The following is a 26,484-nucleotide window of genomic DNA, read 5'->3' on the forward strand; positions in this document are numbered from 1 at the left end:
TTTATCTAGTTCAGATAAACCTGTTAAATGCCTTGCATAATGTTGGTCAATAGCCTTGATAGCCTTCATTTAACCTCTCGACAATTAATCCACCCTGCTTATTAAGGGGGGTTAGGGGGGATCAGATTCGGGAGCAGCTTCATAAAAAATTGGTATAAGTTAACTGTTAACTGTTAATTTGCTAATTCAGAGGAATCTCGATCCAGAATTCAGTACCCTGACCGGGTACAGAAATACACTTGAGTACCCCTTGGTGTTTCTCAACTACAATTTGATAACTGATAGACAGTCCTAAACCCGTCCCCCGACCGACGGGTTTAGTAGTAAAAAAGGGATTAAATATGTGAGCAATTAACTCTTTGGGGATGCCGTGACCGTTGTCTGCAATGCAAATTCCTACCGTTTTTTCATCAATTAATTCGGTGCGAATCCGAATGCAAGGGGATGGTAAATTAGGTATCAAACGCTCGGTGCTGACCTTTATATCTACTGTCTCGACCTCCAGTTTTTGGGAGCTTAAATAGGTCGCGGCTGCACTTATCCCTAGGGAGTTAACATTCACAACTCGCTCTATTTCTACCATTTCTAGGGCGTCAATGGCATTGCCGATCAGATTCATAAATACCTGATTTAGCGAGCTGGCATAGCATTCAACTAAGGGCAAATTGCCGTATTCTTTAATGATTTCTACGGTGGCGCGATCGGACTGGGCTTTGATCCGGTGCTGCAAAATCAACAGGGTACTGTCGATGCCCTCGTGAATGTCAACGCCTTTCTTTTGAGCTTGATCGAGCCGGGAAAAATTACGCAAAGATACAACTAACTGGCGGATGCGCTCAACTCCGATTTTCATGGAACCCAAAATTTTTGGCAAATCTTCGGCAAGAAATTCGATGTCGATTTCTTCGGAACACTCGCTAATTTCTGGGTTGGGATTGGGGTAGTGCTGGCGGTAGAGTTCCACCAAGCAGAGCAAATCTTTGGTGTATTCGCTGGCGTGGGAGAGATTGCCGTAGATAAAGTTAACGGGGTTATTGATTTCGTGGGCGACGCCGGCAACCAGTTGTCCGAGACTGGACATTTTCTCGGTTTGGATTAGTTGGGCTTGGGTATTGTGCAATTTTGTGACGGTTTTGGCTAGCTGTTCGGCTTTTGCTCGATCGGCTGCTGCTGCATTCAGACTGTCTTGATAAAGTTCTGCTTGGTGAATGGCGATCGCAGCTTGAGAGGCCAAATTTTGCAGCAATTCCTGTTCTGCTGTGGGCCAAACCCTCGGCCCCGAACACTCGTGGGCAATCAGCAACCCCCAGCATTCGGCATCTTTGGCGATCATCGGCACAATTAAACTTGCCCTCACCTGCAATTTTTCCAAAAATTCGCGGTGACAGGGCGTTAAATCCTCAGTATAAATATCATTAATTGCTCGCATCCGTCCCGATCGATAAAAGCAGTCTGAGTCTTCGGGAAAGCATTCATGTGGAGATTTGATACCTAAAATTGACTGCCACTGGCCGCGAATAGCTTCGACAACTACCTCGCCGTGTTCGCCTGCGCCAAATTGGTAGATTACCGTGCGATCGGTATCCAACAAAACTCTCACTTCCCGCACAATAGTTTGCAGGATTGTTTTTAAATCCAAGGTGCTGCGAATTTGGTCTCTCACTCGCGTCAATACTTGGGCAAACTCTAAGGATTTTTGCAATTGGGCGGTACGTTCTTGAACTTGGCGCTCTAAGTTGGCATTCAGGGCTTGCACTTCTTGATGAAGAAGGTACTGCCCAATTGCCGAACAAAATTGGCTGCCGATCGCTAAAGCTTGCTCGATCTCCTCTCGTTTCCACTCGGGCGACTGACCTTTTTTGATTTCTCGCCAGACTTCAAAGGATTGTCTGGGAAGGATTTGTGCCACACTGCTGTCAAAGCGCCCCGCCCACATTTTTTCGGTATCAATTTCATTGCGAAAAACGGTCAAACAGCCAACTACTTGTTGTTGGTAGTGGAGGGGAATTACCAGCAAACCCCGAATTTTAGTTGCTTGGAAAGCTGGAACTAACACTCTAAATAGAGATTCTTTGTATAAGTCTGTAATTATCCAAGCCCAGAATTGGGAATTGGGAATTGGGAATTTGGGAAAATCGGGGGTATTTTTCAATCCTGTGGTTAGCCATTGTTGCCAGAGGGGATGAGCTTCGATCGCGCTGACTGTTTCCCAATTGGGAAGTGTCGGTTGTTCCCCTGTGACGAACAGTTCAAAGGTAGCATCGCTCTCACTAGCGGCAATGGGAAATGCTCGATCGATCTGGGGAACCGATAACTGTTCGCTGTTGGTTTTTGGCGAGTTGAGATAGAGTCGGCTGCCGCTGCCCCCCAAAGCGGTGACAGTCGCTTCTAAAGCCTGTTGCAGTTGAATGTCGCTCTGACCGTACAACAAAGCTGCTATGCGGCTCACGGTGGCTTCCCGGGCTGCTTGGGAGCGGGTTTGCTGGAGCAGGAGCGAGTGGCCGATGGCGATCGACAATTGATCTGCTACGAGCTGAACTACTTCTAAATCTGTGGATGAAATATTGCGGGGGGCGGAGTGGTGAGCCACTAACAGTCCCCACAGTTCGATGTGAGTTTGGCGATCGTTTGCAGGCTCGCATCTACTCACGCAGGCGGGGGCCTGGCAGATCTCTGTTTTGCTGTGAGGCGACACGCTCCTGCGGTGCAAAATTGGCACGACTAAGGAAGATTTCACTCCCATTGCCATCAAGTAAGCTGCGTGGCAAGGATCGAGCGATCGATAGTGGAGCTCTTCATTTACTAAAGGTTGACCGGTATCTGCAGCATCGAGGGGGTTGAGGACGATCGTCCCGGAGTTAACATCTACTATTGTCCGCTGGCGCATCCTGACATACATCTCCCGCGCGGTGGGAGGAATATCGTCTGCTGGAAAGTGCAGTCCTTTCAAGGAAGGGAGATGTATGTTATTAATTGATTCGGCAACAACTTCTCCGCTGCCGTCGGCACTAAACCTGTAAATCATGATGCGATCTGTTTTCAGAAAAGACCGCACTTCTGCTACTGTACTGGTTAAAATATCTTCTAATTCTAGAGATTGGCGGATGCGTTCTGTGATTCGCCTTACCAAAACTTCTTTGTCTAGTTTATGATGTAATTCTTGCGTATTTTCTGTGATTTGCATAAATCTCCTTGGGCAATTATACAATGATAATAAGAAGTTTTGATCTGCCTTCGCGATCGAACTCAACTTTATGAGCTTGAGTTTTTGACTAAACCGAGCTTTACTATTAATCGGTGGCGTACTGCTTAGTGACGACCGTATATCGCCTGTGGCACCCTGAAGAACAAAAATCGGCGATCGTTGAGGTGTATTCCTTGCCTTCAACAGACAGAGCGACTTAACCAAATGATAATTATTAGATCTCTTGCTCCCGTCAAATTCACCCCCCTTAATCCCCCCTTATTCAGGGGGGAAACAAGAATAATCTTGCTCCCTCCCCTTGGCAAGGAGAGGGTTGGGGTGGGGTGCGTTGTATTTTTGCTATAGTTCTATTATTTTAATCCTCCGAGCAATTTCTTGCAATCTTGAATTCTCATTATCAAAATTATTTATTCTTAGGATAACTTGATATGACTTTGTATAACTTTATATAATGATGGTTAAGGTGAGTTTTGATCCGCCCCCCGGCGCTGACAAATTTCGCTGCGCGCGCTCATCAGAATTTTACCCAAATGATTTTGGCCCGTTCCTTCGCAGCCGCACCCCCAGTAGTAATCCGTTGGCGAATCCTCCACAATCAGTCGATCCCCTGTGGCGAGGAGAATAGCTTGAATGTCTGAATGAGTCAGAAACTTAGTTAAAACTGCCTCGCGCATAATGGGAATTTTCACTGCTTCCCAATCAGGGCGCATCCGGTGGTTTGGATCGCGACCTAATTTGGCGGCTTCCTGAGGAGTTGGTACGGATCGAATTGCCGCCACTAATCTTTCATCAGCGCTACCGACAAATTTTTGGGCTTGATAGTAATGTTCCACAGTCAACCAATCTTGACCGTACAGGCAAATGTCGTGCAGTGAAAAATTGGAAAAGCAGCCGTAAGGCTCCTCTACTTTATAAAAATAAATTATCATAATAATTTGAGATATGAGATATCTAGATATAGCAATCCGTTCATCAGTTTCAATAACTGGTTAAGAGGCTATGGCCTCTTAATCGATGTAAGCGAGGCTCTGCCTCCATTGCGAAAATAGATGCTCTTCCTCGGGTTCTGCGTTACTTTCGCCCTGGTAACGAGTAGAATCGCCACAGACAATCGATCGGGCGCAACAGAGCTTATCGGATGTATGGTTTGCAGTGCGCGCCTTAGGAGTATCAGCCAAGGACTCAGTTGTTATGGGAGCATCTCAGTTTGGCAATAACCATTTTTTAAAGAGCGGACTCTACTGACGCACTACGAACCTTTTTTGAGATCCCGACAGCACTGTAAATGCTCTCCTGAGATGCTCCCGTTGTTATCGTCTGACGCGGTTGCAAGTAAAGGATTTTCTGGAAAAATTATGATTCCGATGCTATGGTCACGGAAACGATATAATTCCTATTTTAATTAACGATCGAGAATTGGGAATGAGGAATCGATCGCCAGAAATTGGGATTTAAGAATACTTCCTTTTCCTTCTTTCCTGCTCAAATTGCTGCATTTTCCCCATGCCCAATTGCTCAGCCTCTAAACTGTCGTGATGTCTTTCTCTTTCGATGCCAGAACATCTTCTATTTTGGCAATGTACTTGTCCGTCAGCTTTTGAATTTTATCTTGCAAGTCTCGCGATTCATCTTTAGAGATATCGCTGCTTTTTTCTTGCTTGCGAATCGAGTCAACGGCATCGCGGCGGATATTGCGAATTGCGACTTTACCTTCTTCGGCAAACTTCGAGGCCATTTTGACGAATTCTTGGCGTCTTTCGCTTGTCAGCGGTGGAATGTTCAAGCGAATAACTGAACCGTCGTTGTTAGGTACGAGGCCTACATCGGACAGGGAAATTGCTTTTTCGATGGAGGTAAGCGCTGTGCGATCGAACGGTTGAATGTTGATCGTAGTCGCATCCGGGGTGCCGATATTGGCAAGGGATTTGATCGGAGTTGGAGCTCCGTAATAATCTACCATGACTCGATCGAGCAGGGAGGCGTTGGCGCGTCCCGTCCTGATAGTATTAAAAGACCGTTGAGTAGCCTCAACTGCCTTTTGCATATGATCTTCTGCTTCAGCTAACTTCACAAAATCCTCCGACAAGAGTTCCAATAGATTCTCCCATTACGGCGCGGTAGATGTTGCCCGAGACCGAGAGGTCAAATACCATAATAGGAATATTATTTTCTTTGCACAGGGCGATCGCGGTACTGTCCATCACCCGCAAGTCTTGGTTCAAGACGTGGGCGTAGGTGAGGGTTTGATACCTGCGCGCGTCTGGGTTGAGGTGGGGGTCAGAATCGTAGACCCCATCTACCTTAGTCGCTTTAAAAATCACCTCTGCATCAATTTCAGCCGCCCGCAATGCGGCTGTAGTATCAGTAGTAAAAAAAGGATTGCCAGAACCGGCACCAAAAATTACTACCCGTTTTTTTTCTAGGTGACGAATGGCGCGCCGTCGAATGTAGGGTTCAGCTACTTCTTGCATGGCGATCGCCGATTGTACCCTGGTTGGCACACCTGCTTGTTCCAGTGCATCCTGCAAAGTGATAGCATTCATTACCGTAGCAATCATGCCCACATAGTCGGCTGTTGCCCTATCCATCCCTGCGGAAGCTGCTTTCACGCCACGAAAAATGTTGCCGCCGCCGACAACGATCGCGATTTGAATCCCTTCGGACACGACTTTCGCGACTTCCTGGGCGATCGACCCAACGACTACCGGATCTATACCGTAGCCCAAGCTGCCCATCAGCGCTTCACCGCTGAGCTTCAGCAAAACCCGCTGATAAACCATCCCCATGCCGCCACTATTTTTTTACTCTGTTTGCCTCCACCATAAGATAGCAGCACGGGTGCATTTTGAACATAAATTGCCTGGAACAGGCTTTTGAGCTTGTTCCAGAACACCTTGGACTGTGGACGATTTTGGATTTTGGACTTAGGCAGAAACCGGGTTTTTTTACCGAATCTGCGGACTTTAACAAGTATTTTCGTAAAAAACCCGGTTTCTAGGAGCCCATTCCTAAGTCCTACTGTTAACTCTTAGTTCAATCCTTGGGAACGAAATCAAGAGCAGCAGAATTCATGCAGTAACGCTGACCGGTTGGCCTGGGCCCGTCGTTGAATACGTGGCCGAGATGAGCGTCGCAAACAGCGCACAGTACCTCAGTGCGGCGCATGAACAAAGCGTTATCCGCTTCATTCCTGACATTTTCTTCTTTGATCGGAGCGTAGAAACTCGGCCAACCGGTACCGGAATCGTATTTTGTTTCTGATTTAAATAGCTCCGTACCGCAGCAAATACACTTATAAATTCCGGGCTTTTTGTTGTCGTGATATTCGCCACTAAAAGCTCTTTCTGTTCCTTTTTTTCTGGTAACTTTGAACTGTTCTGGCGTAAGTTGCTGCTGCCATTCGGCGTCGGTTTTCTTAACTTTGTCTGTCATGGTTTAATGTTGGGAGTAGATGAAAGTAGTTGTTTGTATTTAACAACAATTAACGGTTAATATTATCTCCTTATATTACCTCCACATAAAGGGTTCGTAGTGAGGACTTTAGTCCTCAGAGGACTGAAGTCCTCACTACAAACCTTTTTGAGTGACAATTTATTGGACATAATATAACTGTATCTTGCTGTTAACTCATGCCTCCATTAATATTAACCTAATTGGCTCGAAATGAACATACCAGGGAAAAGGATTGTCCTTAATCGCCCGCCACTTTTCCTTGAAAACTTCAGCTTGCAGGTGATAATCTTGGGAATCGCGGGGAGGCGAGTGCAACTTGAGATATAATGTCACGCGGTGCGGAGTTTCGACGGTTGAGGCGATCCAACAAGCCAATGTATTTTCGCGATCGCACGCGCTAACAAAACTGACTTGATGAGCCCGAATTCCCACAGAAACTAGAGATTTGGGAATTGGTTCGACGACAGTCAGATCGCAGCCCCAGTCGATCGCCTCTATGACAGTTTCTGCAACAGGTTTAGCCGCACAGAAGTTCTTACAGCCCGTCAACTGGGCGACGGTGAAGTTGCGCGGGCGATCGAAAATGTTCTGTTTGGTATCAAAGGCGATCGCACTTCCATCAGCCAAAACCAACAGATTCTCGCACACCCGGTAAACCTCCTCTAAATTGTGGCTGACAAACAAAGTAATGCCCCGATAGTTAGTCAGAGTCTGCATTAACTCCCTTTCCAGTTGACTCCGCAAGTGCGTATCCAAAGCCGAAAACGGTTCATCTAACAGCAGCAATTCTGGACAACTGGCGATCGCCCTCGCCAAAGCCACCCGCTGCTGCTGGCCACCCGAAAGTTCGCGGGGATAGCGGCTTTCCATTCCCGACATTTGCACCGAAATCAATTGTTCTTTTACCCGAAGTTGTTGCTCGCTTGCCGATAAATGCTGCAAGCCAAAAGCAATATTTTCAGCCACAGTCAAGTGCGGAAACAAAGCATAGTTTTGAAACAAAAAACCGATGCGGCGGTCTTTAGAAGGTACGTTAATGCCCTGTGCCGAGTCAAATAAAACCTTACCGTTGACTGCAATCTTACCGCTAGTTGGAGTTTCCAAACCTGCGATGCAGCGCAGAGTCATACTCTTACCAGAACCCGACGCACCCAAAATTCCCAGCACTTCCGGGCCGATATCGAAACCGACATTTAAGGCAAAGCCAGAAAGAGGTTTAAAAATATTCAGAAAAAGTCCGTTTTCCGGTTGATTATATTTTTGATTTTTGCTGTCACTATAGTTAGCTAAATTTGCAACATTAGATAGCAATTTATCTGGAAATTCTAAATAATTTGTGGGATGGGCATCTTGCCCGTCCCGACTATAATCCTGAACCACATTTAGAACTGATTTAGAATTGCCATATTTAAGATTTGGTTTCGCCGAAATCTTTTGTAAATTTGTCCAATAATTAACACCAGCGAGCATCGTCAAAGAAATACTGAACACAATCAAAACCCAAATAGCAGCTTGCCTTATATCCCCAGATTCCACAGCAAAATAAATTGCCATCGGGATAGTTTGAGTTTGTCCGGGAATATTCCCAGCTAACATCAAAGTCGCGCCAAATTCACCCAAAGCGCGGCAAAATGCGAGAATAGTTCCTGCTAAAATTCCCGGCCATGCTAGCGGTAGCATAATCCGCCAAAAGACTGTCCATTCGGAAGCGCCTAAAGTGCGGGCTGCATTGAGAAGGTTGGCATCAATTTGTTCAAAAGCCCCTAAAGCAGTTTTGTACATCAGGGGAAATGATACGACGGTGGCTGTAATGACGGCGGCTTGCCAAGTGAAGATGATTGTTAAGTCGAATTTTAGCAAGAATTGACCGATCGCACCATTTCTCCCAAACAACAGCAGCAGCAAAAATCCGACTACTGTGGGCGGCAAAACTAAGGGAGAGATGAAAATGCCTTCTATCAAGGCTTTACCTCGGATGCGGGTTGAAAGCATCCAGCGGGCGGCGGCTATTCCGAGAAAGAAGGTAAAGAATGTGGCGATGGCTGATGATTTCAGGGATATCCACAATGGAGATAAGTCGAATTCCATATTTTGGATTAACTATCGCAGTCTTAAATTATAAATTTCTAGCTAAAACAAGCCTACTAAAATTGGTTTGTAGTGAGGACTTCAGTCCTCATAATTTTATGCGGACTGAAGTCCTCACTACAAACTTGTAATCGTTATTTTACCGGAAATGATATGATTTTGAATGAGATTTTTTTGACGAACCGCGAAGGCGCGAAGGACACGAAGGAAGAAAAGAAAGATCGGAAATTTTCTGTAGGGGCGGTGTCCCCGTGCCCGCCCTCCGGGTTTCTAATTAACGAGATAAACCGAATCCGTATTTCTGAAATACTATTTTAGCCCGATCGCCCGCCAAGAACTCAATAAACTTTTTTGCGGCCACCAGGCTGCGGCTGTTTCTGATAACTGCTAGGGGATAAACAATCGGCGAGTGCAAATTTGTGGCCGCCGTTAGCTGTACAGTTACTTTGTCGGAGGTTTTGGCATCTGTGACGTAAACTATGCCAGCATCAACGTTTCCGCTTTCGACAAATGTCAGGACTTGGCGGACGTTATTTCCGAACACTAATTTTGGCTTAATTTGCTGCCACAATCCCAGTTTAGTTAACATTTCTTGGGCGTATTGTCCGACGGGTACGCTGTTGGGTTCGCCGATCGCAATTTTCTTGATTTTAGCATCCGTCAACTGTTTAAAATCCCTCACAACAGCGCTATTTTTGGGTGCAATCAATACCAGGCGGTTTGTCAGGAGGTTCCGTCGTGTCTGGTTGAGGAGCAAATTAGCTTGTTGCAAAGCATCCATTTGTTTCCCAGCAGCGCTGAAAAACACATCTACTGGAGCTCCTTGCTGAATTTGCTGCGCTAAAGCGCCGGAAGCACCAAAATTATAAGTGATATTCACCTTGGGATTGCTGCTTTGATAAACTGTCTTGATTTCTGTTAAGGCGGGCGCGAGACTGATTGCAGCGGATACGGTTAAAGATGGGCGCTGCTGCGCTGTGGCTGGAGAAACACTCTGAAATAAGTTCCAACTAATTAGTAGTAGCAGCGCTAAAACGGCTACTATAATCAAGTTAAAGATGCGTTTTCTTTCCACAGGGTTATGTTCTGATTTCCCACAGGGCGTTTGACACTCTCGGTAGTAGTAAGGTGCACAGCGCGCACCCTACAAGTAGAGTCTGTTTGTCTGGGACGATCGTCGTCTAATGACTAATGACTAATGACCAATGACTAATGACTAATGACTATTCCCGCCATTTGACAGAACAACCGATCGCCTCTGTACTAGAAGGTTCTATCGATTGGTCATTTAGCAATTGGTCGATCGCACTTCGCAAATAAGAAAATTGCACCGCTTCTGGATTGTCGGCGTTGTCGTCAATTAAACCTTTATAGCGCAATCTGCCATCTCGGTCTAACAAAAAAACCTCCGGCGTTTTGGAAGCCCCAAAACTTTCAGCCACATCTTGAGCCATATCTCGGATGTACGGGAAGTTGAGTTGATTGTTGGCTGCAAAAGTTTTCATGTTGTCAAAACTGTCGTCGGGATGCTGGTTTGCATCATTAGCATTAATCCCGATTAACGTAACATTTCGATCTATAAAATCTGCTTGAAGTTCTTTGAGGCGAGCGAGATACAACTGCACGTAAGGGCAATGATTGCAGATAAATACTACCCCGATCGCGCGATACTTTTCTAAATATCGAGCTAAATGGTGAACTTCTTCGTCAACTCCCGGCAGTTCAAAATCGGGAGCGTAGCCGTTAATCGGAGTACCCATTGTTTCCTTTAGTAAATTTATGTTTGCAGCAGGTGAAGACCTGTATTTACACCATCGCATATGACAGGAGCGCCGCGAATAAAATAGGGTGTTTTTTGGCAGTCGCTTAATTCTCACCTTGCTAACAACCTATTTTAATTCGCAACCAAACGATTTATTCGTCGTCTTGTTTTAGCCAACCTTTTGCCAGAGCTTGATATCCAATCATTTTGTATGTTAATTTGGCGGCGGTAAATTCAGAAACTACAGAATCTACCACAGGTGCTAATTCCATAATGTCACAGCCGATTACTTCGTAGGACTCGAAGACGCGGCGCAAAAATCCGGTGAGCGAATACCAATTTAACCCACCTGGTTCCGGTGTGCCAACTCCTGGGATTAATGTCGGATCGATGCCGTCTAGGTCGATCGTCAAAAATACTCGTTTGGTTGTTATGCTAGCAATGGCGCGATCGGCCCAATCCGGTTGAGTGGCGATTTCCCGAGCTCGAATCACGTTTAGCTGTTTGGCTTTAATCAAGTCGGCTTCTTCTTTGCAGATGGCGCGAATCCCGATTTGCAGTGTCGGTAAGCCCATATCGACAACCCGGCGCATCACGCAGGCGTGGTTGTGGATCGAGCCTTCGTATTCGTGGCGCAAGTCCCCGTGGGCGTCGATTTGCACGACGGTGAAAGGTTCGTCGGGGTAGCCTTGGCGATAACCTTCGACAACACCTGCGGTGATGCTGTGTTCGCCTCCGAGGGAGATTACAAATTTATTTTCAGCAATTAGCTGCTGTACGGTTTTTTGCGTAACTTGCAACATTTCTAAGGATGAAACTTGTTGCTGGTTGCGGGTATCGGCGATCGGCAATGCGGTATAAATGCCAACATCGTAGCAAACTTCGCGATCGAGTTCTTCGTCGTAGCATTCGAGCTGGTGAGAAGCTTCTAGCAGTTTAGCCGGCCCGTTTTCGCAGCCTCGGCGGTAGGTGGTGGTTGCTTCGTAGGGAATTGGTAAAATAACTACTTTGGCTGTTTGGTAGTCGGGTACAATTTCGGAACCGAGAAAGGGTACGACAGAAGTTGAGATGATCGTTGGCATAGGGGCAGTTTCAATAAGGCAAAAAATGCAGCATCTTTAATGGTGGCATAATAGCGGCTCTAACTGCAAAGGAAGGAGAAAGAGGATTTAACCGCAGAGGGCGCAGAGGGCGCAGAGGGAGGAGGGAAGGAAGGTTTGCGTATATTTCCGTGGTTGCCTCGAATTGCGATACGGTTGGTAGTAAGGACTTTAGTCCTTTGCACCCTTAAATTTTCACTTTTTTACCTATATGACTTCTTCTACGTTAACTGCTGCCCGGCCTCAAACCTGGATGTGGAAAGGTTTTCCGATTTGTTACCAGGCTGCTGGTTCCCAGGGCCCTGCGGTGGTGTTTGTCCATGGTTTCGGCGCGTCTTGGGGCCACTGGCGCAAGAATTTACCGGCGTTGGCTGCTGATTGTCGCTGTTTTGCGATCGATCTTATCGGTTTTGGCGGTTCTGCGAAACCTACGCCGAAACTGGAAATTGACTATACTTTTGAAACTTGGGGAGAGTTAATCGCTGATTTTTGTCGGGAAGTTGCGGGCGGGCCTGCTTTTTTGGTGGGAAATTCGATCGGCTGCGTAGCAATTATGCAAGCCGCCGTGGATTTTCCCGACATTGCTTCTGGTCTAATTTTACTCAATTGTTCCCTGCGCTTGCTGCACGATCGCAAACGCGCCGAAATGCCTTGGTATCGCAGTTTTGGAGCGCCAATTGCACAAAAAATTTTAAATGTCAAGTGGATTAGTCAATTATTTTTCAAACAATTAGCAACGCCGAATACAGTCAAAAAAGTGCTTTTGCAAGCCTATCACCGTCCCGAAGCTGTCACCGACGAACTTGTAGAAATCTTGTTAAAACCAGCGCGAGACAGCGGCGCAGTGGATGTATTTGTGGCATTTATCAGCTATTCTCAAGGGCCGTTACCGGAGGAGTTGTTGCCGCGTTTGAACTGTCCTGCTTTGATTGTGTGGGGCGCAAATGACCCTTGGGAGCCGATCGCACTGGGGCGAGAATTAGGCAACTTTCCGGCTGTAGAAAAGTTTATTGCGCTCGAAGGGGTGGGCCACTGTCCCCAAGACGAAGCGCCGGAATTGGTCAATCCTATTTTACTCGAATGGATCAAAGAGCGATTCCCTACGGCATAGCTGCGATCGCACGGCATTTGCAGAAAATCAGCCCCTGTAATCTTGGCAACTAGCACCGCCAAAAGCTAAGCTTAATAAAAAAATTGAGTTATGAGTTTTAGGTTTTAAGTTAAAAAGTTCCAAATTCACAACTGTGCAATTAAAACTTGGCAATTAAAACTTATAACCGCGGCTTTCTTCCTAATTGTATAATGTCCGATCGCACAACCGCAATAATATTGGTTCCATCCTTCGGAATGCAAGTTCTCATCAAACCAGAGAAAACTGAAGTCCGAAGGATCGAACCTGACAATAGTTATTTTAACGGACATCATATTTATGCGAATTTTCGGGATTTTCTGTGAACAATAATTTTGGTCGGTATGGACAACTTGAGCATCGACACTAAAACCCGCGCCGTCAAGCTGGGTTCAGAGTGCATAAACCTAAACAAAGAAGAATATATCGTGCTGCTGCTGTTGAGCAAACACTACGGCAAATATGTCGCACCGGCAGCGATTTTTAATGTGCTGTACAAGCGTCCCCCAACAGGTGACGAAGAGCAAATAATAGTCGATCGCATTTTTGAACTCAAGAGAAAGTTAAAAGACAGCGGCGACACATCCATGCTCATTCATACCGAACCAAACGGAAGCGGCAAATATGGCATTCTCGCAGTAGAAAATCCCGTGGAAATCAACGGCGAAATTTTGCAGCCTCCGGAACCCAACCCAGAATCCGAACAACTTTTAAACAATCGGTATCGGGTAATTGAAAAGCTGGGAGAAGGAGGTTTTGGCTTAACATTGCTCGCCGAAGACACGCAAATGCCTTCGCACCGATGTTGCGTCATTAAGCAGCTAAAACCGCAGACAAATAATCCTGATATCGATCAAAGTGTTCGAGAGCGTTTCTCTCAAGAAGCTGCTGTTTTGGAAAAGTTGGGCGAAGGGCATTCTCAAATTCCCAAACTTTACGGGCACTTTGAGGAAAACGGTTTATTTTTCTTGGCGCTCGAATGGATAGACGGGGAAACGCTTAACAACCGAGTCAAAGTTGTTGGAAGAATGAACGAGGAGGAAGTTAAAAAAATCCTGACAAGTCTGCTAATAGTTTTGGATTATATACACGAAAAACAGATTATCCACCGAGATATTAAACCCCAAAATATTATATTACGCAAGTCTGACGACGAACCAGTTTTGATAGATTTCGGCGTAGTTAAGGAAACAATTAATCAAGGGATGACTGGTGGGTTAAATGATGTAACAATCTCCATTGGAACGCCCCAATTTATGGCTCCGGAACAAGCCGCTGGCAGACCCGAATATTCGAGCGATTTATACAGTTTGGGATTGACGGCAATTTATTTACTAACTGGAAAGTGGCCCCAGGATTTAGAAACTGACTCCCAAACTCGGGAGATGCTTTGGCAGAATCATTCATCAAAGGTGAGTGTGAGATTTGCGGCGGTTCTGGATAAAGCGATTAGGTTTCACCCGCGAAGTCGCTTCGCTACCGCTAAGGAAATGTTGGCTGCTTTGGAGGAACCAACAGTGGCTACTTTGGCGAGCAGTCACGAGCAAGCTAATTCTCAAAAAAGCAGCACAAAAAGCTGGATTATTTATGTATTTTTGATATTTTTAATTGCTTTAGGTGCTGCTGCTTTTGTATTCAAAAAAGAGTTGATAAGTATTCTCAAAGATGTTGTACACTTAGCTGAGAGGAGCCTGAATCCTAGCGATTCTCAAGTGCCGCCTGTGCCGGGGGTGGCGCGGGAAAATGCCCAGACTTCCTCGCCTGTAGATGCGAGCAGTTACATCAGTGCGGGCGATCGTATTTTGTTCGCTAGCACGGCAAATCCTGACAAGCAAGCAGGAGTTCGCGCGATCGCCACCGGTGACTTCAAAACGGCGGTAAATCAGCTAGAAGCGGCTTTAGGGGTCGATCGCACAGACGCAGAAACTTTAATTTATCTCAATAACGCTCGACTCGGGAGTGCAGAAGCAATTAAAATTGCCGCAGTAGTTCCGATTGGCGACAATCTCAGCGCGGCGGCGGAAATATTGCGCGGGATAGCCCAAGCTCAAGACGAAGCAATTAAGGCGGGAGTGCCTTTAAAAGTAGTAATTGCTGATGACGGTAACGATGAAAATCGGGCGAAGGCTATTGCACAGAGTCTGATTGCAGATAGCAGTATTTTAGCAGTTGTCGGTCACGGTACCAGCAAAACTTCGATCGCAGTTGCTCCAATTTACAGTCAAAATCAAATGGTGGCGATCGCACCTACGAGCACCACCATTGAATTAGCAACGGTTCCGAGGCGCCCCGACGGCGTGAACTATTTCTTTCGGACGATACCGAGCGACCAATTTACAGGTACCGCTTTAGCTCGCTATATGTTAACTAACATGAAAAAAAGCAAGGCTGCGGTTTTTTACAATTCCAAAAGTTCTTATAGTAAGTCGCTGCAAACAGCTTTTTCTACTACTTTGATTTTGGAAGGCGGTCAAGTTATTAAGGAAGTAGATTTATCCGAGGAAAATTCTACGGCACATAGGGATGGAATTGAAGCAGATGTTTTGGTATTATTGCCAGATTCAGACACTGTAAATTCATCCTTAGAAATTGCTAGAAACAATCAAAAAAAATTGCCAATGATTGGCGGTGATGCTCTCTACAATACGGATTTATTAAAACAAGGTGGAGCAGCTTTGAACGGGGCAATCATTTCGGTTCCTTGGCATTTTGCTGATAGTAAAAATAAAAATTTTGCACTCTTAGCTAGAGATTTGTGGGGAATTGATGTTAACTGGCGGACGGCGATGAGTTACGATGCGGTGCAGGTTTTGCGGATGGGAAGGTCGATCGGAAAAATTGATCCGAATAGCGGTCTAGCGGGGCGAGTGATGCTGGCTAAAGCCTTAGCTGCTGAGGATTTCAAAGTTAGCGGTGCGACTGGGGAAATTAGATTTTTGTCGAGCGGCGATCGCAATAGCAATGTAGTTCTTTTGCAAATTGTACCCGATTCTAAATCCGGTGCAGGTTACGATTTTGCGCCAGTAAATCGATTTTAGATTTTAGATTGATATTCTCTCGCCTCGAACTCGAACCACCACTATCAGATTGGTTCGTAGTAAGGACTTTAGTCCTAGGATGTTTCAGTTCGTAGTAAGGACTTTAGTCCTAGGATTTTTTGGGTTTGTAGTAAGGACTTTAGTCCTAGGATTTTTCGGTTCGTAGTAAGGACTTTAGTCCTAGGATTTTTCTGCGGACTAAAGTCCACACTACAAACCAATTTTACTGTAAGGACTTTAGTCCTAGGATTTTTCTGCGGACTAAAGTCCACACTACAAACCAATTTTACTGTGAGGAATTTAGCAGACATAATATGCTTATAAATCTCGCTGATTTTTTGGTTCGTAGTAAGGACTTTAATCCTAGGATTTTTCTGCGGACTAAAGTCCACACTACAAACCAATTTTACTGTGAGGAATTTAGCAGACATAATATGCTTACAAATCTCGTGAGACGCATCACAGATTAGCCTCGTAATATATATCATAATATAGTTATTAAATTTAATTAAATTAAAAAAATGAATAGTTCGATCGCTCGGCGCCACAATGTCAACATCGTTGGAAAAGGCTCTCAAACCCTGATTTTTGCTCAAGGCTTCGGGACAGATCAAACCGCTTGGCGGCATCAAGTAGCCACCTTCGGGCCCAACTACCGCATTGTACTTTTTGACCACGTTGGGGCCGGCGATTCGGATTTTGCTGCTTACAGCCCGCACCGCTACAGCACCCTTCACAGCTATGCAGAAGATTTGCTAGATCTGTGCAGCGAGTTAAAATTGACACACGGTACTTTCATCAGTCACTCGGTTAGCGGTATGATTGGCTTACTAGCAGCGCTAGCCGAGCCAAAACTATTTAACAAGCTCGTATTTGTGGGTGCATCTCCACGTTATTTAAATGACACGGGATACGTAGGTGGTTTCGATCGGTCAGACCTCGATAAATTGTACGCGGCAATGTCGTCTAACTACTACGCATGGGCTAGCGGTTTTGCGCCGTTAATGATGGGCAACCCAGAGCGGCCGGAATTGGCGGCCGAGCTTGCCAAGACTCTGATTGCTATTCGCCCAGATATTGCCCAAGCTGTGAGTAAAGTGATTTTCGAGTCGGATTACCGACAGGAATTACCGCAGCTAAAAGTACCGACACTGATTCTCCAGGCTCAGCATGACCCCGCCGTACCTGTGGAAGTAGGCCGGTATATGTCTCAAAAAATACCCAAAAGTCAACTGATAGAAATAGATGCGCGGGGCCATTTTCCCCACATCAGCGCACCAGAGAAAATAACGCAGGCGATCGCCTCCTATCTTTCCTCGCGCTAAAAATCAATCAAAAATCATAACTCAAAAATAACAAATGGACTGGCGGGAAAAATGCTTTAACCCTTTCAATAAAATTCCTAAATTAAGCCTAAAACTGCCAAAAAACAGTTTATTTTTAATGTTTCAATCTTCAGCGCTGCGCCATCCCGACAGTTTGCCGACGTACAGGCTGCCTTTGGTGTGGCTGTTTGTTTTCTTCATCGCGATCGACAGTTGGCAACAAACAGCCGTAAGTTGTTCGATCGACGAAACGATCGTATTTCTGCTGTGCGTGCTGCTGCCGCGCTCTGGCCCATTGCTGGGAATGCTGGGACTCCTGACGGGTTTTGCAGTTTTGTTTCCCGCCGCCGGTGACTTGCTGCTCGACTCCTGGATGACACTCGCTATCGCTGTGGCTTTCGGGATTGTGGCGCGCAGGTTTCTGCTGCGAGTTGAGTGGCAATTGGCTTCGCAAAACGTACTCGCCGCCCTCACCCGTACCGGCGATACAGAAAGCGCTGACACAGTTATTGCTAAAAGCTTGACAATGTTGCGGGAGTATGCTGTGGCAGATGCGGCGATCGCCCTGCGCCAACTCGATGACGTAACTGCTGAGGCGATCGCCTGCGTGCCCGCCACAGCTTTACCGAGTCCATTCACCAGTCCCAAAATCTTTGCTGAAGCCCTAGCCAACAACCGCTGCATCTACTATTGGGACTACCCCGCAACTCCCGGCGCTAACCGTACCTTAGTCGCCAAAAAAGCAAAATCCGTCGCAGTGCTACCGCTGTCTGCACCTGCGGGAGACGAAGTGGTTCGGGGGCCCAAACCAGGGGCGATCGTCCTGCTGTGGTATCAGCGCCATCGGGTTTCCGACTATTTTCAAAACTTCACCGAGTCAGTGCTGGGAGGATTGAGTACGATACTCAGGTTTCACTACGCCACTTTTCGCCTAGAAAAGCTGCAAACTCGCTACAGTTCAATCTTGCAGACAATACCGCAGGGCGTGGTATTTGTGGACGCCAGCGGCGAACAAGGTTGGATCAATAGTGTGGCGGCTCAACAGCTCTGTTTGACAGAAGGCCCTCAAGAAGCGACAGCGATTGCTGATGCGATGGCAAAACTGCGATCGAGGGCCCAAAATCCGCAGGAAATCGCAGCCAAAGCAGGAGATTTTTTTAGCAAAGCAGAGGCTAAGATTCGCGATTGGGAGTGGGTTTTTTCAGAGCCCGATCGCCAAGTCTTGAATCTGTCGAGCACTCCTACCCTGGTGCGCGACGTACCGGGCCGCCTGTGGCTGCTAGACGATATTACCGATCGATATTTAAACCGTTTAGCACTGGTCGATCGTACCGCACAACTGGAAATTGCTAACAAAGCTCTGCAACTGACTCAGTTTTCGGTCGATCGAGCCGGCGATGCTATTTTTTGGATCGGAGCGGACGCTCAAATATTGTATGTCAACGATGCAGCTTGTTTTTCCCTCGGCTATTCCCGCAGCGAGTTGCTGTCAATGAATGTCAGCCAAATCGAGCGCCATTTTACCGCCGAAGTCTGGCCGCTGCACTGGCAAACTGTCAAGAAATGCGGCTCTCTTACCGTGGAATCTCAGCATTGTACCAAACACAGCAAACTTTTCCCAGTGGAGGTAAAAGTCAATTATTTAGAATTCAACGGCTGCGAGTACCACTGCGCCTTTGTCCGGGACATTAGCGATCGCAAGCAAGTCGAGGCTGCCATCCGGGCGGAACAGGAAAAGTCCGAAAAATTGCTCTTAAATATTTTACCGCAATCAATTGCTAAACGTTTGAAACAAAGAGAAAGAAATATTGCTGAAGCATTCGCCGAGGTGACAATTTTGTTTGCCGACATCGTGGGCTTTACTCAGCTTTCGTCGCAAATCAGTCCTCAAGAATTGGTGTACTTGCTCAACGAAATTTTCAGCGAATTCGATCGCCTGACCGATTTGTACCATTTGGAAAAAATCAAGACAATTGGCGACGCTTATATGGTAGCTGGCGGCATTCCGAGCCCCCGCAGCGATGGCGCCGAGGCTGTTGCCGAAATGGCGATCGGTATGCAAGAGGCGATCGGTTTATTTAACATCGCCCACGGTCACTCTTTAAGCATCCGCATCGGCATCAATACCGGGGCTGTAGTAGCTGGCGTAATTGGCACTAAAAAGTTTATTTACGATTTGTGGGGCGACGCGGTGAATACAGCTTCGCGGATGGAATCTCACGGCCTTCCGGGCTGCATTCACGTCACAGAAGCAACTCGCAAACTGTTGTGCGATAAATATGTTTTTGAGGATAGAGGAGTAATTTCAATCAAAGGTAAGGGAGAAATGAGGACTTATTTGCTGGCCAAACCTCTTAAAAAATAAGACGCTCTCTAATCCCGGTTGTTTCAACCACTCATCGGCGGATTTGTGTGCAAGTTCAGCTTCTTTAATCGGCGAAGGAATAGGCACTTTTGCTAAGCGTTCGAGTTAACTTAGAATTGATAATTTTTAGGATAAACAGTTTATTTTAGCCTAAGGATCGCTCCTGTAAATAATTTACACATATTTGTGGGATGGGCGGGAGAGCCCGTCCTTTCTGGACCGGCTCTCCCGCCCATCCCACAATAATTAAAATTGTAAGTTATTTAATTCTCATTCCTAACAGAAAAAAAGAGGACACAGCGCCGTGCTGTGTCCCTACAAATACCGAATTTAAAACCCAGCTTAAAAAGACTTAAAGCCCTCCGCCCGACTGAGTTTTTTTACTCAACCAATCCTTACCCAATCTGATGGTCACATCCGACTGCAAAGCACCGGTACTCTCAACCAGCACCTCTCCAAAACCCAAAGACTGGCGAATCGCTTGGGCACCTTTAATATCCCCGTCTTGAGCTACAATCGTCGTTACATCTAGCGGTTCAGACCAAGCTTTAGAAACTTGCACATTCCGATAGCCTGCCCGAGTTAAAGTCCTGACAAAATCTTCAACAGCCGATCGATCGCCCGTACTGTCTTGAATCGCCACCTTCAGAAAAGTCGAATCAGCATTCTCGATTGTCCAAGTATTTTGACCGAAGTCAAAATGCTTTGCCACCAGAGTTTCGATGCCATTTTGGTCTGGCAACCAAAAACTTGCCTTGTAGTCCTTAGGATCGCTGAATTTGCCCGGAACCATCAACATCTGCACTCCAGCGCGATCGGTTTGAGTAGCAAAACCAGCCAAAGCCACCAATTCTTCTATACTCAAATTAGTATCAAGGTGAGACTGAATCACCGATAAAATCTTCGGCAACCGAGAGAGCAAACCAACATTAACTTGCTCTTCCACAAAAGCCCGCATCAACAATTGCTGGCGCTGTACCCGCCCGATATCCCCTAAATCGTCATGTCGGTAAAGCAAATAGTGTACGATTTGTTCGCCATTCAGACGTTGTTTGCCAGCCTTTAAATCTATATATAAATGCTGACTTTCATCGGTATACTTCATGTCTTTAGGGACATTAATCGTAATCCCGCCCAGGGCATCTACCAAACTTTTGATACCTTGAATATTGACTGTGACATAGCGGTCAATGCCCACGCCGCCCAGCAGTCCGCTCACTGACTTCGCTGAAGAAGCCGGGCCGCCGTAGTAATTAGCTTCGTTGATTTTCACGACACCCCTACCTTCAACATAGGTGCGGGTGTCTCGCGGAATGGAAAGCACGCTTATTTTTTTATTTTGAGGGTCAAACCTCACCAACAGCATAGTATCGGTTAACCCCTTAAAAGAGTTTTGCCAGACATCGTATCCCTTGTCTTTATCGGGATGGCCGTCGAGGTCTGAACTCAGAACCTTAAGTCCTAAAACTAAAATATTAACTGGGCGAGTCAGCTCCGGCATCTTCATGCTGAGCTTTGCCATGTCGCCTTGAGAAAACACCGCCGCTTCTTCAGGAGTCAACTTTTGTTGCTGAAGCGGCGTTGTGGAAAGGGAGACGGCTAGCAGCGCTCCGGCTGTGGCTGAGAGCATGGCTACTCCAGCCAAACCAAAACCAAAACCCAGCCAACGACCTCGATGCGGTTGGTGCGATTTTTTGGTTGAAGGTTGAGCGGTTGATTGTTTGATAGGGTCTTGATTAGGAGTTTTTTGAGCTGGCACTGGCTTCCTCACACACAACAAAAATAAAAAAGATAATGGCAATATGTAGTATCAAGCTGAAGACGCACTCAATCAATAGGGTAGGGGCTTAAGAGAACCCTAAATTATGATAAATGTTTGCCCACCACTTGCTCGGCTACGCGGCTAATTCCGGGCAACCATAGCGGTTGACGCTTCCAGAGGCGAACCATCAGTCCCAGAGCAACGATAAAATAGCTGGTTGTCAGCAGGCTACTCATTAATAACATGGTAAGTGTCCCAGATTCCGCAGAAATCGCGACCGCTTCTAAAAGAATATGTCCTAAGAGCCAGCTAAATGCAAGGGCAATTGCCAATCGGCTGACGGCTTTGCGTTCGGGACTGCCCTGACGGCGGTAAAGATTCCACAGGGCGGGGAAAAAGCCGATGACTGGGATCATTAGTACAAACAGACTTGCCCGATCGAGTTCGGGATTGTCTAAGGGATCTTTATTTTTCATAATTCGCTACTGAAAATTTGCAGAAGGTATAGTTTTGCACGCAAGTTATTTGTTAGACGGAAAATTTATATCGTAAACCAAAACTCGCAGCGCCGGCAGGTGTTGCACAAAAATTGTCTGTTAGAGGCAAAATTTTGCCGCTAAACCTGCCCTTACCTATTATTGACAATTTTTCGACCCGGAGAGCCGTATTTTGATAAACTGGATACAGCACAGGAGACAGGAGACACAGACCTAGCCATGACCAAATCCCAAAAATCGATCGTTATTTCTCCATCAATATTATCAGCCGATTTTAGCCGTCTCGGAGAAGAGATTCAGGCTGTCGATCGCGCCGGCGCCGACTGGATTCACGTAGATGTGATGGACGGTCGCTTTGTACCTAATATTACGATCGGGCCGCTGATTGTCGAAGCAATTCGCCCGGTTACTACCAAGCCCCTGGATGTCCACCTGATGATTGTGGAGCCGGAGAAGTACGTGGAGGACTTCGCTAAGGCTGGTGCTGACATTATTTCGGTGCACGCCGAACACAATGCTTCGCCTCACTTGCACCGCACCCTGGGTCAAATTCGGGAATTGGGCAAAATGGCTGGTGTGGTGCTGAATCCTTCGACGCCGCTGGAGTTGATCGAGCACGTGCTGGAACTTTGCGATTTGGTGCTGATTATGAGCGTCAACCCAGGCTTTGGCGGTCAAAGTTTTATCCCGACTATGGTACCGAAAATTCGCAAGCTGCGCCAAATGTGCGACGAGAGAGGTCTCGATCCTTGGATTGAAGTGGATGGCGGTTTGAAGGGAAACAATACTTGGCAGGTTCTGGAAGCGGGCGCAAATGCGATCGTCGCTGGTTCTGCTGTGTTTAAGGCGAATGATTACGCAGGTGCGATCGAGGGTATCCGCCACAGCAAGCGCCCGACTCCAGAGTTGGCTGCTGTTTAGTTGAAAGTGCGATCGCCTCCGAGGAATTAGTAATAGACTTTGCCCAAAATTATCGCTTCACAGGCGCAGGATGCTTGTGAAGCGATAATTATTAGAGAGGTCTAGAGGTCTATTGGTATCAAAAACCAGTAAAGTTCGTAGTGCGGACTTCAGTCCGCAGGATAAGAGCGGACTGAAGTCCGCACTACGAACCGTTTTTGTTATGGTAATCGATCGCACGTGATATCAAACTATTGACCGGACATTATAAGTCCTAAAAGTATCAAGATCTAACCCGCAACGTCAGGCGGACTGTATTCCCAATTGGGTGAGGAATGCGCCAGCTAAAGAGCCATTTTTTAATCGTTTTCAGCAACTCCACATCTGCCAAAGTCGAAGCATCGGTATCTACGACTATGCGCGCGAGGCGAACTTTAGCGAAGACAAGCTCCAAAACCAATTCGCCATTTGTACCGGGCGGGACAATCCGGGTTTCCAAGTATTCGTTTAAACTAGCCATTGCCCTGCGATCTAACCCTTGGGCGCTGACGACTTCTACTTGTTGTACGATCGCTGGTTCTACGCTTGCACAGTAATGCTTCGTCCCTGGGTACAGTATAGGAAACTCCGCAAAAGGAGCCCTCGCGGGCAGGGAGATGCCGCGTTCTTGTTCTTGTTCCATCCAGTCTGTGCAGCCATTATCTTCTACATAGCCTGTGCCGCCCAATACGCCCAGATATTCCACCGCTTCCGGCATTTCTACAGGCACATTCATCGAGATAGATTCCGTTCCCGGTTCGACGCGCACGTCATCGCTGACGGCCACGAAAGCCGTGTACTGCGACAAAAGCTGATACGTTAGCGCCGTTTCTGTCACCGTTTCCACCCCCACTTTGGTTTCGTACTGCACCATCTGATTCATCAAATCTTTGATGCGGTGCCGCCCCCAAAGTTGGGCCACTGCCGGATTTCCTGTTTCGGAAAAGTTCATTTCGTAGGTTTGGATGTACTGGTTTCCGCCTGCACTAACTCCTTTAATATGAAGTGTTCCGTCCTCCAAATCCTCCTTTTTTCCAAATAGAACGAGGGGTTGTTCGGCAAATAAATCAGGTGCAATTGAAGGATAAATCACCGGACTTTCGCCCTCTCCCTGCCAATTAATTGCTAGATTTACCAACACGGGATTGTTGATTTGTCGGAATAACTTTTCCACAAATTCGTTAACGGGTTCGTCGTGCGTGACAATCCGGGAGAAACCCCGCCCAATTTCGGCAATGCGATCAAACCGTTTTTGTGATGGTAATCAACCGGACCTGATATAAACTGCAAAATTTCCGCCGCGATCGTCCGCTTGAGTTAATACCGTCGATTGAGTTTCTCGACCAGCAACTTGATAGCGAACAATCAAATCTTTGTTGGGAATTGTATCTAAATTTCCCAACTGAACGCGCACCATCGAACCATTTGTTTGCTCGCTGGCTGCGGCAGTTTGGGGAGAGTCGAAATATTCAATTTGCAGTTGGTGGGATGGGGAATTGACATTACGAATCGGTACGCCTGCTGCAATTTCCAGCGTCACCCCGATATCCTGTCCCGATCGCATTCCCGGCGACAAAATCGGGGCATTCAGCCGCGACGCATCGGGGACAATATCAGTATCGGAATTAACTGTCATTGGGGCTGGGGCGCTACCGATGGCTGTCGTTTCATCCAGCGGCGTACCGGGAATATATCGTGGCCCAACTACCATCGGAAACACAAATTCATAATCCCCAGCGAGAAATTTCAAGCTGTCAGTATAGCGAATCGTGACCTCGATTTCTTCTCCCGGTTTGATGTTGGCGAGGGATTGGGTGAAAATATTATCTCACTCTTGTTCCAGCAAACCGGCTGTCCGCCCTTCTTGTTTGGCTTGTTCGTAAATTTGTTGGGCTTCTTCGCGTTTTTTGATAGTGCCTTTAATTGTGCGATCGCCAATTTTAATTTCCATCTCATCTACCGCTGCTTCGGCTGGTAGCGGAAAAATGTAGACGGCTTCTAGCGGCTTGGTGAAAGGATTTTCAAATTTTTGCGAGACTTCAACTCGCGATAGATTTCCGGCTATTTTGGCTCGGACTTCTGTATGTTTCAGGGGAAAAACGAGTTGTTCTTCTTCGGGGGAACGCACGTATAATCCACTGGTGCGATCGGTTGGAGATGTCACGGGTGTCATGAGCTTATTCCTCCATCACTGATATGTATTATAATATCATACAAACAGTAAGACTCAGTGGCGATCGACTTAAGCCGCTAGTCAAACCGTAGTATTACTGCTGGCTGGTGCGATCGTCCAATTCCCATTTGCCAAATTCAATCGCAGCATTTATGCCAACTCCGGTTGCACGAGCGACATGATAAGCGAGGAGACGGCTGAGCCTAAGTCCCTACTGAGATTAATTGTAGGGATACGGCACGTGCCATTGGTGTCAACTTAAGACTAAAACCTTTGAAAAATCTCGTTTGTAGCCGAACTCAGATCCCCCTCGCATCCCCCTGATTGTCGGGGGACTTTAAGAGTGCTTCCGGCCCCCCCCTTAAGAAGGGGGGCTAGGGGGGATCTAGTTTGAGTCGCCAAACTGCAATCTCTGACTACCTTTAACCTTAAGTTGACACCTATGGGCACGTGCAGTCTCCTCATTTCCGGTAATATTAATTCCGATGAAACCGGAAATTATATCAACTATTTGGAGACACTCGCGAGAATCTTTTCCATCTCAGAAAGCTCGATCGCACCGGAGAAAGTTTTGCCGTTCAAAATAAAAAATGGAGTGCCTTCAATGCCCAGTTGTTGGGCGAGTTGCACGTCTTTCTGAATGGCTGCTTCGGCGGCGGGGCTGTTGCGATCGCTGTTGAATTTATCTAATTTGAGATTGAGCTTTTGGGCGATCGCCCCGTAAAATTCCTCGCCTAACTGTTTTTGCCCTTCAAACAAAGCGCTGTAATATTCCCAGAATTTGCCCTGCTGTTGTGCAGCCCAAGCTGCTTTAGCTGCTGGCAGCGCTTGCGGGTGAATGGAAGTCAAGGGAAAATGCTTGTAAGCTAAAGTAACTTTGTCCTGGTGTTTTGCCATAAACTGCTTGACGGTATCGTGAGCGCGCGCGCAAAACGGACATTGAAAATCAGAGAATTCTAAAAGTACAATCTGCTGCGAAGCCGAGCCCGTGCTAGGAGAATCCCCGATCGCCGATTTGGGATTTGTTTTCATCTCCTGAAAAAATGTTTGGCGCGCAGCTTTGAGAGAATCCTGCTGCTGCTGCTGGTACGCTTGTACCGAATCTAAAATTGCTTGCGGGTTTTCGCGGATCACCTGCAAGACTTGCTCTTTAAACTTGGGATCGACTGAATTGCCAGCCGCTGACTGGGCGGGGGAACAACCGATAAATACCAGGCAGCCCGCAAGCAGTGCAGCCAAGCAGAAGGCTTGCTGGCTGCGGAGTTTTCGCCAAATAGTGGATACGTTCATCTTTTTTTTCTGATTCACGGCAACACTTAATCCTACATTTAATTTTGCGGAGTGTCAGGTGTAGGGCAGTTTAGTGCTGTGCAGCTATTTTTAAATCTGAGCAATAATTAGTAATTGGCGATCGCAAATTCGGAGTACGTAATTGGCAGTAGGTTTTACTCACCCGAACAGCAACCAGGGAAATAATTAATATTTAAACTCTCGAAATTTAGTATGATATTGTATCAAGGAGTTTGTAGTGAGGACTTCAGTCCTCATAAAAATTTGGTAGTGCCCTGAAGGAAAGGATCGGAGTAAGCTATAATTAGAGAAGTGTTTCCCATAGCGTGATATGACATTAGAAATTAGTTGCCCTAAT

At 46.6% G+C, this 26,484-nt stretch carries 20 protein-coding genes; 5 read left to right on the forward strand and 15 right to left on the reverse strand.

The genetic code is table 11. The annotated features are described in order from the left end of the window. Positions 1-181: 181 nt before the first annotated feature. The 9 genes from JGK39_RS21250 to speB form a co-directional block, all read right to left on the reverse strand. Positions 182-3,184, reverse strand: a complete 3,003-nt coding sequence (locus JGK39_RS21250; RefSeq protein WP_293297262.1) for a GAF domain-containing protein — start codon at positions 3,182-3,184, stop codon at positions 182-184. 479 nt (positions 3,185-3,663) lie between these two features. Then, the gene (locus tag JGK39_RS21255; protein ID WP_293252286.1) at positions 3,664-4,134 is read right to left on the reverse strand and encodes an NADAR family protein; all 471 of its coding nucleotides are present in this window, start codon (positions 4,132-4,134) and stop codon (positions 3,664-3,666) included. 593 nt (positions 4,135-4,727) lie between these two features. Next, positions 4,728-5,276 carry a ribosome recycling factor gene (gene frr / locus JGK39_RS21260; protein WP_293175508.1) on the reverse strand — a complete coding sequence of 183 codons (549 nt, stop codon included), beginning with the start codon at positions 5,274-5,276 and terminating at the stop codon, positions 4,728-4,730. Beyond that, on the reverse strand, positions 5,263-5,991 hold the full coding sequence (gene pyrH / locus JGK39_RS21265; RefSeq protein ID WP_293207541.1) for a UMP kinase: 729 nt from the start codon (positions 5,989-5,991) through the stop codon (positions 5,263-5,265). Before pyrH ends, frr begins: the two co-directional genes overlap by 14 nt. A 247-nt stretch (positions 5,992-6,238) precedes the next feature. Beyond that, positions 6,239-6,637, reverse strand: a complete 399-nt coding sequence (gene msrB, locus JGK39_RS21270) for a peptide-methionine (R)-S-oxide reductase MsrB (protein WP_293252284.1) — start codon at positions 6,635-6,637, stop codon at positions 6,239-6,241. Positions 6,638-6,832: 195 nt separating this feature from the next. Further along, positions 6,833-8,746 (reverse strand): molybdate ABC transporter permease subunit, encoded by a 1,914-nt coding sequence (modB, locus tag JGK39_RS21275; protein WP_293297267.1) that lies wholly within the window; start codon positions 8,744-8,746, stop codon positions 6,833-6,835. A 274-nt stretch (positions 8,747-9,020) separates the two neighbouring features. After that, positions 9,021-9,821, reverse strand: coding sequence for a molybdate ABC transporter substrate-binding protein (gene modA, locus JGK39_RS21280; protein ID WP_293252280.1), 801 nt, complete (start codon positions 9,819-9,821; stop codon positions 9,021-9,023). A gap of 148 nt (positions 9,822-9,969) precedes the next feature. After that, a complete protein-coding gene (locus JGK39_RS21285) occupies positions 9,970-10,506 on the reverse strand; it encodes a thioredoxin family protein (RefSeq protein ID WP_293252278.1) in 537 nt (178 codons plus the stop codon). A gap of 154 nt (positions 10,507-10,660) precedes the next feature. After that, positions 10,661-11,590 carry an agmatinase gene (speB, locus tag JGK39_RS21290; RefSeq protein ID WP_293252276.1) on the reverse strand — a complete coding sequence of 310 codons (930 nt, stop codon included), beginning with the start codon at positions 11,588-11,590 and terminating at the stop codon, positions 10,661-10,663. A gap of 229 nt (positions 11,591-11,819) precedes the next feature. Between speB and JGK39_RS21295 the strand changes: the two genes are divergently transcribed. The 4 genes from JGK39_RS21295 to JGK39_RS33685 all read left to right on the forward strand — a co-directional run bounded on the left by JGK39_RS21295 (position 11,820) and on the right by JGK39_RS33685 (position 19,465). Further along, the gene (locus JGK39_RS21295; RefSeq protein WP_293252274.1) at positions 11,820-12,719 is read left to right on the forward strand and encodes an alpha/beta fold hydrolase; all 900 of its coding nucleotides are present in this window, start codon (positions 11,820-11,822) and stop codon (positions 12,717-12,719) included. A gap of 362 nt (positions 12,720-13,081) precedes the next feature. Beyond that, complete coding sequence (locus JGK39_RS21300; RefSeq protein WP_293297270.1) at positions 13,082-15,775, forward strand: ABC transporter substrate-binding protein; 2,694 nt, start codon at positions 13,082-13,084, stop codon at positions 15,773-15,775. Positions 15,776-16,296: 521 nt separating this feature from the next. Further along, the gene (locus tag JGK39_RS21305) at positions 16,297-17,100 is read left to right on the forward strand and encodes an alpha/beta hydrolase (protein ID WP_293297273.1); all 804 of its coding nucleotides are present in this window, start codon (positions 16,297-16,299) and stop codon (positions 17,098-17,100) included. A 118-nt stretch (positions 17,101-17,218) separates the two neighbouring features. After that, the gene (locus JGK39_RS33685; RefSeq protein WP_366048927.1) at positions 17,219-19,465 is read left to right on the forward strand and encodes an adenylate/guanylate cyclase domain-containing protein; all 2,247 of its coding nucleotides are present in this window, start codon (positions 17,219-17,221) and stop codon (positions 19,463-19,465) included. A 352-nt stretch (positions 19,466-19,817) separates the two neighbouring features. Here JGK39_RS33685 and JGK39_RS21315 read toward each other — a convergent pair whose 3' ends face one another. Both JGK39_RS21315 and JGK39_RS21320 read right to left on the reverse strand, forming a co-directional pair. After that, positions 19,818-21,224, reverse strand: a complete 1,407-nt coding sequence (locus tag JGK39_RS21315; protein ID WP_293297276.1) for an LCP family protein — start codon at positions 21,222-21,224, stop codon at positions 19,818-19,820. Positions 21,225-21,328: 104 nt separating this feature from the next. Continuing rightward, positions 21,329-21,703 carry a hypothetical protein gene (locus JGK39_RS21320; RefSeq protein ID WP_293252266.1) on the reverse strand — a complete coding sequence of 125 codons (375 nt, stop codon included), beginning with the start codon at positions 21,701-21,703 and terminating at the stop codon, positions 21,329-21,331. Positions 21,704-21,943: 240 nt separating this feature from the next. Between JGK39_RS21320 and rpe the strand changes: the two genes are divergently transcribed. Further along, on the forward strand, positions 21,944-22,645 hold the full coding sequence (gene rpe / locus JGK39_RS21325; protein WP_293252264.1) for a ribulose-phosphate 3-epimerase: 702 nt from the start codon (positions 21,944-21,946) through the stop codon (positions 22,643-22,645). Positions 22,646-22,907: 262 nt separating this feature from the next. Here the strand turns inward: rpe and JGK39_RS33690 are convergent, their stop codons facing one another. The 4 genes from JGK39_RS33690 to JGK39_RS21335 all read right to left on the reverse strand — a co-directional run bounded on the left by JGK39_RS33690 (position 22,908) and on the right by JGK39_RS21335 (position 26,126). Then, positions 22,908-23,837: an after-VIT domain-containing protein gene (locus JGK39_RS33690; RefSeq protein ID WP_366048928.1), complete on the reverse strand. Its 930-nt coding sequence runs from the start codon at positions 23,835-23,837 to the stop codon at positions 22,908-22,910. Positions 23,838-23,927: 90 nt separating this feature from the next. Continuing rightward, positions 23,928-24,374 (reverse strand): hypothetical protein, encoded by a 447-nt coding sequence (locus JGK39_RS33695; RefSeq protein WP_366048929.1) that lies wholly within the window; start codon positions 24,372-24,374, stop codon positions 23,928-23,930. 117 nt (positions 24,375-24,491) lie between these two features. Then, entirely contained in the window at positions 24,492-24,836 is a 345-nt protein-coding gene (locus JGK39_RS33700; RefSeq protein WP_366048930.1) for a VIT domain-containing protein, read from the reverse strand. 507 nt (positions 24,837-25,343) lie between these two features. Continuing rightward, on the reverse strand, positions 25,344-26,126 hold the full coding sequence (locus tag JGK39_RS21335; RefSeq protein WP_293252262.1) for a DsbA family protein: 783 nt from the start codon (positions 26,124-26,126) through the stop codon (positions 25,344-25,346). Positions 26,127-26,484: the final 358 nt, after the last annotated feature.

Source organism: Microcoleus sp. PH2017_12_PCY_D_A, from assembly GCF_020738565.1.
Taxonomy (GTDB): domain Bacteria; phylum Cyanobacteriota; class Cyanobacteriia; order Cyanobacteriales; family Microcoleaceae; genus Microcoleus.